Genomic DNA, 12535 nt, shown 5'->3' on the forward strand with positions numbered 1-12535 from the left:
TTTTTTAAAAACATAAAAAATGTATAGATGTAATGAATAATCAATTTAACGAAGTATTCATCATCACTTATTAATAATATTTGAGTTGTTTAGTAAGCCAAAATCAGCTTGATTATTTTTGATTAATTACTTTCAAATATTAATTATTTGTATCTTTGTCGTCACTAAAAATGATTATTTAACCTATTGATTATTGTAATTAGAGAGTAACAATTTTATCTTTTAGCAAGGATGTGATATGTAATAAAATATCCAGTGGAATTTGGTCTTATATTTAATAAATTTCTACACTATTTTAAATACTCCATTTAACATAATGTTTATTTTTATCAACGCTATATAACATTTAGTTTAATTTTTTATTAAGTAGATAGCGCTTTAATCGCTTATTTCAATTTTATTTTTCCTGCAGGCGAGATGAGATAATGAATATTAAGATAAGAAAAAATGATGAGATAAATTACTATCAGTTTTATTTACAGAATTGTTGATTATTCTATATCATTAAAAAATAAATAATTATAAAAAATTGTTGAAATTTATGATGTATTTATGTTTTTTTAAATTTATAACAAAAAATTTTTTGTTACTTAATATTTTTATATTTAAAGCCCTTTTTTATTTAAATAAAAAAAACAAGCGGATACATACCTAACAAAATTGTGACAACATATATCTTTGTGTCATAGAAAATTTTATTACCTGTTATTAATATAACGGACAGCATTATAAAAGTAAAAAATATCATTCAATTATCTGACAAAGAGTGAATTAATAATTAATTAATTTTAGAAGTAATATTAGGAATGAGATATACCTAACAGTATACTTGCTGGAGTTAACCCATTAATTAAACAGTCAGGTTGACCATCATAGGCGATTTTCCCTTCTGCAATGACGATAGCGCGAGTTGCTATTTGACTAGTATCTTCCAAATTATGGGAAACCATTAACAAGGTCAATTGGCGTTCATCACACACCTGTTTAAGTAATGTTAACATTTCATTACGTAATGCCGGGTCAAGAGCAGAAAAAGGTTCATCTAACAATAAAATCGGTTTTTGGCGGATCAAACAACGCGCTAATGCAGTACGTTGGCGTTGCCCGCCTGATATTTGAGCGGGTAAACGAGTCATACAATTATTAAGCGAAACTTGTTCTATGATCTGCTTTACTGCGCGATGCTGAGCTTGATCCAAATGTAAATTTGCTGAAATACCTAACGCAATATTTTGCCAAACAGTTAAATGAGAAAACAGATTATTTTCCTGGAAAAGGATGGAAACTGGCCGCTTGGCGGGTGGGGTAGCCGTATGATTTTGTTTATTTAGCCAAATTTCACCCTGCTTTGGATATTGAAATCCGGCAATCAAATCTAGTAGCGTACTTTTTCCTGCGCCACTAGGGCCCAATATTGCCACCCGTTCAGCTTTATTTACTTTAAAATCAAACTGCATAGTTAGATTTTCATAACAATAAACAAGATGATCTAATTTAATCATGCTCTTTTCCTGATAAATATTCTAATAAACTGAATAAGCTGAAACAAAGTAATAGCATTAACAATGCAGTAACAGCCGCATCATTATTACGGTAAGAGCCTAGTTGTTGATAGAGATAATAAGGTAGGGTACGAAAGTTTTCATTACCAAACAGTGCAATAATACCGAAATCACCTATTGAGAGTATACAGGCAAAAGCGAAGGCTTGTCCTATTGTACGTTTTAAGGCTTTTAATTCAATTAAAACTAGTCGATTTATGCCTTTGATCTGTAATGAAAGGCATAATAAATTATAGCGCTCAGCTAAGTCATACATCGGATTCTCTAATATTTTTAAGGCATAGGGAATAGCCATTAATGCATTCGTTAAGATGATTAAACTATAAGGTGAATAAGTTAAACCAAGGGTATTATTTAGTAATAAAAAGAAGCCGGTTGCTAAAACGATGCCTGGCATAGCAAGTATTAATAATCCACTTAATTCGAGGGTTCGATAGGATAGTATTGAGCGGCGCCGACGTAATTCCCGACTACTCCAAAGCAGCATCAAAGTAAAAATAATACAAAGTAGGCCAGCACTAATCGCGATAAAAACCGAATTAATAAATGCTTGCCATAAGCCTGGTTGTTGTAACATGTGTAATAGTGTTAAATTTAAACCATCATTGATAATTGCCAATAAAGGTGGAAGTAGGAAAAATATTGCAATACTAATCAGTAGCGTGTCCCACCATTTTTGCCATCGATTATCAGCTGGGTTTTTCCACTGAAATTGTCGACTAACGCCGACGGAAAAGATAACATTTAATTTTTGGCTTAATAATACTAAACCTAAACAGCAAAAAAGTTGGATCAGAGCCAGCAAAGCAGCTTTATGTAGATCAAAATCATAACTTAATGATTGATAGAGAGCCAATTCAATAGTGGTTGCAGCAGGCCCCCCGCCAAGCGTCAGTACAGTAGCAAAACTAGCGAAGCACAGCATAAAAATTAGGGTGGATGTTGGTAAAATTTGTCGTCTAAAATAAGGCCATTCAACAATACGAAAATACTGCCACTGGTTCATGCCTAGTTGCGCGGCAAGCTGGCGTTGCTCAACAGCAATACTTTTTAGTGCGAGCAATAACATTCGGCTAGCTAATGGTAAATTAAAAAAGATATGTGCTAATAAAATACCTTTTAGGCCATAAGGCGTAAATTGGTAATTAATACCTAACCATTGACAAAATTGAGCGATCCATCCCACTCGACCATAGACAGTTAATAAACCAAAAATAGCCACCAGAACAGGCAATACCAGTGTCATCGAGCATAAGCGTAAAAATAGTGTACGACCTGGAAAATGGCGCCGAAAAAGGGCTTTGGCTAAAAATATCGCTGGGATAACCGATAATAAGGTTGATAGTAATGCTTGCCAAAAAGTAAAACCAATAACATGCCATAAATAGCTATCATCAATAAATTCTCGCCAACTTATTTGAGGGGCATGAAACCATAAAGTGCTGAACGTGACTACAGCAATAGTGATTAATAGGCCGGACACGACTATGCCAGGCCAAAGTGAACTGCCTATTGGTGGCTGACGGCATTTTGCCATAAATAGATCCAATCATTGCGATGTTGAGTAATATCTTCTGCATTAAATTGTAATGATTTTTTCGGCACAGGTATTTGTTGATAAACGTTAGGTAAGGGAATATCAATAACCGGATACATCCAATTGGTTGTCGGTAACGTTTTTTGAAAGGTTGGCGATAGCATAAATTGCATGAATTGTTGTGCTAGTTTAGGTTGTTTGCTCGTTGCTAATTGGGCAGCCACTTCAATTTGCAGATAGTGCCCCTCACTAAATATTGCTGCGGCATAATTATTTTTTTTATCATTTAACAGATGAAAACCGGGTGAAGAGCTATAACTAAGGACAAAGTCACTTTCACCTTTTAAGAACAGTCCATATGATTCGCTCCAACCTTTGGTGACTGTTACGGTTTTTGCGGCTATTTTTTGCCAAGCTTGGACACTATTTTCTGCATAAATTTTTTGTATCCAAAGTAACAACCCTAAGCCTGGTGTACTGGTACGTGGATCTTGATAAATAATTTTCCATGGTTGGGGACTATTAATCAGTTCATCGAGACTTTTTGGTACTTCAGAGACCCGCGTTTTATCATAAATAAAAGCAAAATAACCATAATCGTAAGGGATAAAAATATTGTTATCCCATTTTATGGGTAATTTTAATTGACTAGTGTCTATTCGACTCTCAGTAAATAAGCCAGTTTTTTTTGCCAGATCAATTAAGTTATTATCAAGTCCGAGGACAATATCGGCAGGACTATTTTTTCCTTCCATTCTAAGTCGATTTAATAACGCTACTCCATCATTTAGACCAATTAGTTTGAGCTTACAGTTACATATTTGTTCAAAGGCAGGCTTGATTGTAGGCCCTGGCCCCCAATCTGCAATAAAAGAATCATAAGTGTAAACGGTTAATATCGGTTTTGCTTGGAGCGCGAAAGCCGAACAACAAATTAAGCTAGCACTAACTATTTTTAGTAGTACATTCTTCAATACTCAGTTCTCCTATATAATTAAATAACAGTGATGCTATAGGATCTGAGGAATAGACAGTAATGAAGCTATTTATTGATGAATAAATCATTAGAGTGGCTCAAATCCCTACGCCGATGTTAATCGGATCAGGTTCGACGAGTTTTTCTCAGCCAGCTATTAACAATATTGAACATAGCTAGCACCCCGTTGAGATGACCTTATTGTAAGATGTTATCTTATAATTGCAAATACTATATTTGATAAAGGGTTACCATATAGAGTAGTATGAAACAATAAGCTATCTTTTAAATTTTTAACGAGGTAGTCAGATGGTTGACAATGATGGCTACCGCCCGAATGTAGGAATTGTAATTTGTAATCGACAAGGCCAGGTATTATGGGCTCGTCGCTATGGGCAACATTCATGGCAGTTCCCTCAAGGGGGCATTAATCCTGAAGAATCGCCAGAACAGGCAATGTATCGGGAATTATTCGAAGAGGTTGGGTTGGATCGTAAAGATGTTAAAATATTGGCATCTACCCGGAACTGGTTACGTTACAAATTACCTAAACGTTTGGTGCGTTGGGACACAAAGCCAGTTTGTATTGGGCAAAAGCAACGTTGGTTTTTGTTACAATTGGTTTGTAATGAACATAATATTAATGTGCAAACAAGTAAAACGCCTGAATTTGATAGTTGGCGTTGGGTAAGTTATTGGTATCCTGTTCGTCAGGTTGTTTCTTTTAAACGCGATGTTTATCGACGTGTTATGAAAGAATTTGCTCCGATCGTTATGTCACTGCAAAGTAGTGCAGTGACATCATATAAGAGTTATACCTATAGGCGTAAACGTGGCTAAATAAATTTAATAAAAGTAGATTAATATTTTAATAGCCGCTTTTTGTCGTTTATAAAGCAAAATGAGAGTAGTGAAAGCTACGCTGGTTTATTTTTTGGCAAAATTTGCTCGCCAAAATACGCAGTGAATAAATTGGTTAATGAATTTAATCAATAGAAAACCATTAGATTTTTTAAACAGCATGCATCATGCAATTCTATCAAACTCTATAAAACTAAAGAGTGGAGACGATGAATAATAGTTATATTGTGTTTCCTAATATTGATCCTGTTATATTCTCGATTGGTCCAGTAGCCCTTCATTGGTATGGTTTGATGTATTTGGTGGGATTTGTTTTTGCTCTATGGTTGGCAAAGAGAAGGGCCGGCAAAGCGAATAGCGGTTGGACGAAAAATGAAGTTGAAAATCTGCTCTATATTGGTTTTTTAGGTGTCTTTATTGGCGGGCGTCTTGGCTATGTTTTATTTTATAATTTGCCTGTCTTCCTGAGCAATCCTCTTTATCTATTTAAAGTCTGGGACGGAGGAATGTCTTTTCATGGTGGGTTAATTGGGGTGATATGCGCCATGTGGTGGTATGCTCGTAGGACTCGCCGCCATTTTTTTCAAGTTGCCGATTTTGTTGCGCCACTAATTCCCTTTGGATTAGGCATGGGACGTATTGGTAATTTTATTAATGGCGAGCTTTGGGGACGTGTAACATTAGACACGCCATGGGCAATGTTATTCCCAGGCTCACGGGGAGAAGACATTCAGATTGTCAGTCAGGACCCTTCTTTATTACCAATTTTAGAACAGTATGGTGTATTACCACGGCACCCTTCCCAACTTTATGAGATGTTTTTTGAAGGGATCGTTTTATTTATTATTTTAAATTTGTTTGTTCGTAAGCCCCGTCCAATGGGGAGTGTGTCAGGATTGTTTTTGATTGGTTATGGTGCTTTCCGTATTTTTATTGAATTTTTCCGACAGCCAGATGCGCAGTTGGGGCTATTTGGTGGTATAAGTATGGGACAAATTCTGTCTATTCCTATGATCATTATTGGTATTTTTATGATGATTTGGGCGTATAAGAAAGATAGCCATTGTACAAATTATTCCATTACTAGCAAGGTAGAAAAAAGTAAGTAGCAGAAGATGTTAATACGGTTTTTTTATTTATAGTATTAAATAATAAATTTTTAGCGAGTAATAATAATGAAACAATATCTGGATTTATGTCAGCGTATTATAGATGAAGGTCAGTGGATAGAAAATAAACGCACAGGTGTTCGGTGTTTAACAATTATTAATGCTGATCTTGAATACGATGTCGCAAATAACCAGTTTCCTTTAATTACAACTCGTAAAAGTTTTTATAAAGCGGCTATTGCTGAATTATTAGGTTACCTAAGGGGTTATTCAAGCGCTGCACAATTTCGAGATATTGGCTGTAATACATGGAATGCCAATGCGAATGAAAATCAGGCATGGCTCAATAATCCGAACCGTAAAGGTGAAGATGACATGGGGCGGGTTTATGGTGTTCAGGGGCGTTCATGGCAACGGCCTGATGGCACTTATTTAGATCAGCTACAAAAAGTCATTAGTAACCTTTCGGTTGGGATAGATGATCGTGCGGAAATAATCACTTTTTACAATCCGGGTGAATTTGAATTAGGTTGTTTACGCCCTTGTATGCATACTCACACTTTTTCTCTATTAGCTGACACACTTTATTTAACTTCATACCAACGTAGTTGTGATGTTCCTTTGGGACTGAACTTTAATCAAATCCAATGTTTTGTTTTACTGGCACTTGTTGCCCAGATCACGGGTCACAAACCAGGTAAGGTTTATCATAAGATAGTGAATGCTCACATTTATGAAAATCAACTTTCAATCATGCGTGATATCCAGTTGAAGCGTGCTCCTTATTCTTTGCCACAATTGCGGATTAATCCTGACATTAAGACATTAAAAGATATTGAAACCTGGGTAAGTAGTAATGATTTTGAGGTCATTGGTTATCAATTTCATGATGCAATTAAATATCCATTTACGGTATGACGACTTTTATCAGTTACTGTAATCATCCAATATGAAATCAGTAACGATCCTCTCATTACTATTTTTAATTAATATTATGGTTAAATTAGTAAATAAATAGCTTCTGAAAACATTCAAATTTGGGAGGCATTTCTATTTTTGTTTGCCAATTTTATGTAATACAAAATTTTTAATAGATCTGTTTCCCTTCTATCTCATTTGATGATTTATTTTTTTATCCTAAATGCATAACAATAGTCTGTGTTGATTGAGTTACATATGGCAAAAATAGATGCGTCAACAAGGGTTCACAGTGCTTGAAATTATCATTGCGATTGCAATAACCGCGTTGATTACTGTTGCTAGTATCAAGGGATGGCGGAATTATCAAAATAAAATACATTTAATTGTTGTCACGCAAAAAGTTGCTGCTTTTATTGCTCGTCACCAAATGCAGGCGGCTTATTTGAATCAGGAGAGGCAATTAATAATTAAAACGGATAAAACGTCAAATTGGATGTTGATAGTGACAATTAAGGGTAAAAAGGATAACCAGCAAAGTACAGAAATGAAGTGGATTAATAGGCATGATGAAATTCTGTTAAAAAGTTACAGCCGAATATCGACCTTGTTGCTAGGTAAAAGAGGAACAGCATTACCGACTACTTTACATTTTAGCAATCAATCAGAAGATATTTCGCTCATAATTTCTGGTTTGGGACGAGTGCGCTTGTGTAGTCATCAAAGGCTAGGGGGAATCGCCAGGTGTTAAATAGACGAATTTCTTATAGGCTCAAGCAACAAGGTTTTTCACTAATTGAAGTCCTAATCAGCTTAATAATAAGTAGTATTGTTTTTCTCGCTATTATAACGCTATACCCAATACTGACGCAGCAAATTCATCGATTATATCAAACTTATCATCTTGATATTGTGGCGAGACAATTTTTATTAATGTTGGAAAAAGATGCTCGACGTTCAGGTTATTGTTTTGGAGAGTGTGTCGGAGTGGCATTGAAAATTAGTGAAAAAAGTGGAGAGGCAGAGCATTCCTGTATTCGTCTTATTTACGATTACAATTTAGATGGCAAATGGGAAAAAGCAAAAGATGAGACTTCTGATTTCTTTATCTATCGTATGCATCGAGGTATGTTGGAAATACACCGTAGCGGAATAGATTGTGAAGGGCAAGGTTGGATAAACCTATTTGATCCTAAACAGATAGTGGTTTCACAATTTGCTTTAAAAGAAGTGACAATGGGTAATAAACGTTTTTTAACTGTGTATTTAAGTCTATTTCCACGCACATATCCAGATCTCTTAAGGGAATATAAACTGAAAATTTATTTAAGAAATCAATCGATATGAAACAAATAAATTGGATTTTTTCCCACAAAAACCAACAGCAAGGTAGCATTTTATTAATGGCAATAATAATGCTGATTACTATGAGTTTGTTAATGTTAAAAGCGTTGCATCATCATCAGGATAATATATTGCAGATGTTGGAAAATGAACAACGCTATTGGCTTTTTTTTGAGCAAGCAGAGTCTGCATTAGCATGGGGAAAATATCAACCTTGGGTTATTACTAAGCAAAAAAATTCCTCATGGTCTTGTCAGCAGCCGATAGGTGCTAATTTTAAAAGTTGTTTGCGCCACTATAAAAATGATTATTTTCTATTAGCCGGCCATGCTTATTTTGACGATAAAATTGTATTTTCACTTTATCTATGGTTGAAAGAAGATAAAAATGTAATGTCAGGTTTTATTCCTTTAAAGCAGGGATGGCTGGATTTTTGTCCAGTTAAAAGAACGGAATTTTGTCAATGAAACGTGCTAAACCCAATAGGCAATCTGGAATGGCAATAACCGAAGTTATGATTGCTATAGCGTTATTTGCTATTTCAGCTATAGCATTAATAAAATATGTTCATAATCTAAAGGCTGGCTTTTTTCTCGCTTGGCAAAAAACACAACAATTTAGATTAATGCACACTTTTTTTGAAAGCGAAGAAGCGATGCCAAGCCTTAATTCTACCATCGCTGATATAACGAATGATAGACTTAAAAATATTGATTTATCATATCGTTATGTGAATATTACAGATACTTGTAAGCAAATATTGATTACATTTAAGATGCCTAACAATCAATTGACAGCTGCATCAAGGTGGTACTGTTCGTCAGGGAGAGCATATGCTACAAATTTATCATTCTAATCAATTAGAAATTCATAAAGAGCTGATTTCTAGTTTGATCAAAAGTGATCCCTTGACCAATCCATTTGAACAAGAAATTATTTTGGTTCAAAGTCCAGGTATGTCGCAATGGCTGCAAATAGAGCTTGCACAAAGCTTAGGAATTGCCGCTAATATTTCTTTTCCTCTACCGGCAACTTTTATTTGGGACATGTTTACTCGGGTTTTACCTGATATTCCAAAAGAGAGTGCTTTTAGCAAAGGGGCAATGGCTTGGAAATTAATGACAATTTTACCTTCCTTGCTACACGAGCCGGAGTTTGAAGCACTTAGACAATATCTGAATGAGGATATGGGTAAACGCAAGTTGTATCAATTATCAGGCCGTATTGCAGATTTGTTTGATCAATATTTAGTCTACCGACCACAATGGTTAGAAAACTGGCATAAGAAACAACTAATTGAGGGATTAAGTGATAATCAGCAATGGCAGAAGCGCCTTTGGTTAGCATTAATTGAATATACTGAAAAGCTTAATCAACCTAAATGGCATCGGGCAAATCTCTATCAACAATTTATACAAAGTTTACAGGTTAATCAGTCTTCCCATATTAGGTTGCCAAAACGCGTATTTATCTGTGGTATTGCCGCATTACCTCCCGTTTATTTGCAGGCATTAAACGCCCTTGGCCAGCATATAGATATTCATTTAATGTTTACTAATCCATGTCGTTATTATTGGGGGGATATTCAGAGCTATGCTTTTTTGGCAAAGCTTGAGCGGCGAAAGTTAAGGGACTTTCGCGATCAACATGAAATTACACGTTTTAAGAGAGAAAGTTCACCTGATACTTTATTTAATCAGCTAGGTGAACAATTTCTGACTAATCCACTATTAGCGTCTTGGGGCAAGTTAGGGCGTGACAACCTCTATTTTCTTTCTCAGTTGGAACAATCTAATGAAATCGCTGCCTTTGTCGATTTACCATGTGATTGTTTATTGCACCAGGTTCAGAGAGATATTTTGGATTTAGAGGATCATGCTCAACTTGGTTTAACTGAAGCAAGATACAATAATAGTTTTTTAAAAAGACAATTAAGCAAACAGGATAAATCACTAACATTTCATTCATGCCATAGCCCACAACGTGAGGTTGAAGTACTGCAAGATTATTTATTACGTCTATTTGAGGAAGATCCAACCCTAACCCCAAAAGATATAATTGTGATGGTGGCTGATATCGACAGTTATGCACCTTATATACAGGCGGTGTTTAGTCATGTATCAGCTAAACGTCAGTTACCTTTCTCTATTTCAGATCGAAAAGCTAGGCAGGTGCATCCTATTTTACAAGCTTTTATTTCATTACTTGATTTACCCCAAAGTCGTTTTACGACAGAACAAGTATTAGCGTTATTAGAAGTGCCTGCACTGGCTCGCCGATTTTCTATCTACGATGATGAATTACTTTTATTGCGTCGATGGATCAACGAATCAGGTATACGTTGGGGACTTAATGATGAAAATATTGCAATGTTGGAGCTGCCGGTAACAGGGCAGAATACTTGGGCCTTTGGTTTAAATAGAATGCTGCTTGGCTATGCAATGGATAGCCATATAGGGACTTGGAATAAAATTTTGCCTTATGATGAATGTACAGGCTTATCCGCTCAGTTAGCCGGACAGCTTGCCACATTGATTGATTCATTAACCAGTTGGAGAAGTATACTTAATCAGGAAAGGAAACTGGCAGAATGGTTGCCATTATGTCAATGTTTGTTAGATGCTTTTTTTGAGACTGATGAGCAAATTGAATCGATATTCATTTTTATACTCCAGCAATGGCAGAAAACTATTGAGACTGGAATAGTGGCTAAATATGAAGATAGCGTTCCTCTATCACTTATTCGTGATGAGCTAGTAACATGTTTTGATGATGAAAAGATTAGTCAACGTTTTCTTGCTGGTGCAATTAATTTTTGTACTCTAATGCCTATGCGTTCTATTCCCTTTAAAGTTGTATGTTTATTAGGTATGAACGATCGGATATATCCACGTTCAATACCGCCATTGGGATTTGATTTAATGGCTGAACAGCCACAACGTGGTGACAGAAAGCGTCGAGATGATGATCGTTATCTATTTTTGGAGGCTTTAAATTCCGCTTCTCAGCTATTTTATCTTAGCTATATTGGCCATGCGATGCGTGACAATCAACCACATAATCCCTCGGTGCTAGTAAATGAATTACTTGATTATATTAGCCAAAGTTTTTGTTTAGAGGGAGATGAGCATTTAAATGTTGATAATAGCGCTGATAGAGTAAAAGAACATTTAGTTACTAAACACACTCGAGTACCTTTTGCGACAGAGAATTATTTGCCTAATAGTATTCATCAGAGTTATGCCACTGAATGGTTATCAGCAGCCAAAAAACAGGGGATTCCACCGCCTGAATTCTGTACACCGTTGACGCCAATAATTGAAAATGACAATGAAATATTATTAGAGCAGTTACTCTCTTTTTATCGACACCCGATACGGGCATTTTTTCAACAAAGGTTAAAAGTTAATTTTTTTAATGAAGAAGTGCAGTTACCGGAAAATGAGCCCTTTATTGTAAATAATTTGCAACGTTATAAATTTAATGAACGCTTACTTAAGGCTATGATTTATGAAGAATCTCTGGAGGAGCTGTTAACGACTTTACGGGCAACAGGTGGATTACCGGCAGCACATTTTGGTCAAATTTATTGGGAAAAACAGATCCAAGATATGCAGCCGTTAGCTAATAAAGTAAAGATAAATTGTCATGAATGTTTTAATAAACTATTTGTTGAACCCTTTGAGAATGCTCGTTTGGTCGGACAATTACGAAATATTCAGCAAAACGGCATTATTCGTTATCGTCCTGCAAATTTAACGATTAATGATGGCTTATCACTATGGATAGAGCATTTAATCTTTTGTTTAACAGTTAGATCTGGTGAAAGTTACTATTGGGGGAGAGATGATAGTGAATGGTGTTTTGAGCCAGTGGATAAATATCAGGCGAAAGTATATTTACAACAGCTTATTAATGGTTATCAAGAGGGAATGAACTCGCCATTACCACTTTTTAATAAAAGTGGCTGGAATTGGTTAATGTCATGCTACAACAAAAAAAGTGATCAATTTGATTTTGAATCTGAGGCTGTTTCGCAAAAAGCAAAAAAGCAACTTATCCAATCTTTACAAGGTACATATAATCAACCAGGTGAGATGGCAGATAGTTATATTGGACGAGCTTTCAGTAAAATAGATAGCAATTTGCTTGAAACAATACAAATAAAGGTACGTACTTACTTATTGCCAATGGCGATCTTTAGAAAAAATAACAAGAGGATGTAATA

The 12535-nt window shown here is 35.4% G+C and carries 11 protein-coding genes and 1 riboswitch; of the genes, 8 read left to right on the top strand and 3 right to left on the bottom strand.

Annotated features, from left to right (window positions below; all coding sequences use genetic code 11):
* Positions 1 to 800: 800 nt before the first annotated feature.
* From thiQ to thiB, 3 genes are read right to left on the bottom strand one after another with little or no spacing between them, the layout of a single operon-like run.
* Positions 801 to 1502: a thiamine ABC transporter ATP-binding protein ThiQ gene (gene thiQ, locus QE177_RS02440; RefSeq protein ID WP_280551173.1), complete on the bottom strand. Its 702-nt coding sequence runs from the start codon at positions 1500 to 1502 to the stop codon at positions 801 to 803.
* A complete protein-coding gene (thiP, locus tag QE177_RS02445; RefSeq protein WP_280551174.1) occupies positions 1495 to 3099 on the bottom strand; it encodes a thiamine/thiamine pyrophosphate ABC transporter permease ThiP in 1605 nt (534 codons plus the stop codon). The genes thiQ and thiP overlap by 8 nt, the downstream gene beginning before the upstream one ends.
* Complete coding sequence (gene thiB, locus QE177_RS02450; RefSeq protein ID WP_280552194.1) at positions 3072 to 4052, bottom strand: thiamine ABC transporter substrate binding subunit; 981 nt, start codon at positions 4050 to 4052, stop codon at positions 3072 to 3074. The genes thiP and thiB overlap by 28 nt, the downstream gene beginning before the upstream one ends.
* Before the next feature lie 108 nt (positions 4053 to 4160).
* Positions 4161 to 4272: riboswitch (TPP riboswitch) on the bottom strand.
* A gap of 112 nt (positions 4273 to 4384) precedes the next feature.
* On the opposite strand from thiB, the gene rppH reads away from it, so the two are divergent.
* The 8 genes from rppH (at position 4385) to recC (ending at position 12533) form a co-directional block, all read left to right on the top strand.
* A complete protein-coding gene (gene rppH, locus QE177_RS02455) occupies positions 4385 to 4915 on the top strand; it encodes an RNA pyrophosphohydrolase (protein WP_280551175.1) in 531 nt (176 codons plus the stop codon).
* A 230-nt stretch (positions 4916 to 5145) separates the two neighbouring features.
* Complete coding sequence (lgt, locus tag QE177_RS02460) at positions 5146 to 6045, top strand: prolipoprotein diacylglyceryl transferase (RefSeq protein WP_280551176.1); 900 nt, start codon at positions 5146 to 5148, stop codon at positions 6043 to 6045.
* 66 nt (positions 6046 to 6111) lie between these two features.
* Positions 6112 to 6963 (top strand): thymidylate synthase, encoded by an 852-nt coding sequence (locus QE177_RS02465; RefSeq protein WP_280551177.1) that lies wholly within the window; start codon positions 6112 to 6114, stop codon positions 6961 to 6963.
* 292 nt (positions 6964 to 7255) lie between these two features.
* Complete coding sequence (locus QE177_RS02470; protein ID WP_280551178.1) at positions 7256 to 7714, top strand: hypothetical protein; 459 nt, start codon at positions 7256 to 7258, stop codon at positions 7712 to 7714.
* A complete protein-coding gene (locus tag QE177_RS02475) occupies positions 7708 to 8310 on the top strand; it encodes a prepilin peptidase-dependent protein (RefSeq protein WP_280551179.1) in 603 nt (200 codons plus the stop codon). The genes QE177_RS02470 and QE177_RS02475 overlap by 7 nt, the downstream gene beginning before the upstream one ends.
* Entirely contained in the window at positions 8307 to 8774 is a 468-nt protein-coding gene (locus tag QE177_RS02480; RefSeq protein ID WP_280551180.1) for a YgdB family protein, read from the top strand. Before QE177_RS02475 ends, QE177_RS02480 begins: the two co-directional genes overlap by 4 nt.
* A complete protein-coding gene (locus tag QE177_RS02485) occupies positions 8771 to 9163 on the top strand; it encodes a type II secretion system protein (protein ID WP_280551181.1) in 393 nt (130 codons plus the stop codon). Before QE177_RS02480 ends, QE177_RS02485 begins: the two co-directional genes overlap by 4 nt.
* Positions 9141 to 12533 carry an exodeoxyribonuclease V subunit gamma gene (gene recC / locus QE177_RS02490; protein ID WP_280551182.1) on the top strand — a complete coding sequence of 1131 codons (3393 nt, stop codon included), beginning with the start codon at positions 9141 to 9143 and terminating at the stop codon, positions 12531 to 12533. Before QE177_RS02485 ends, recC begins: the two co-directional genes overlap by 23 nt.
* The last annotated feature ends 2 nt before the right edge of the window (positions 12534 to 12535 follow it).

Source organism: Arsenophonus sp. aPb, from assembly GCF_029873475.1.
Classification (GTDB): Bacteria; Pseudomonadota; Gammaproteobacteria; order Enterobacterales; family Enterobacteriaceae; genus Arsenophonus.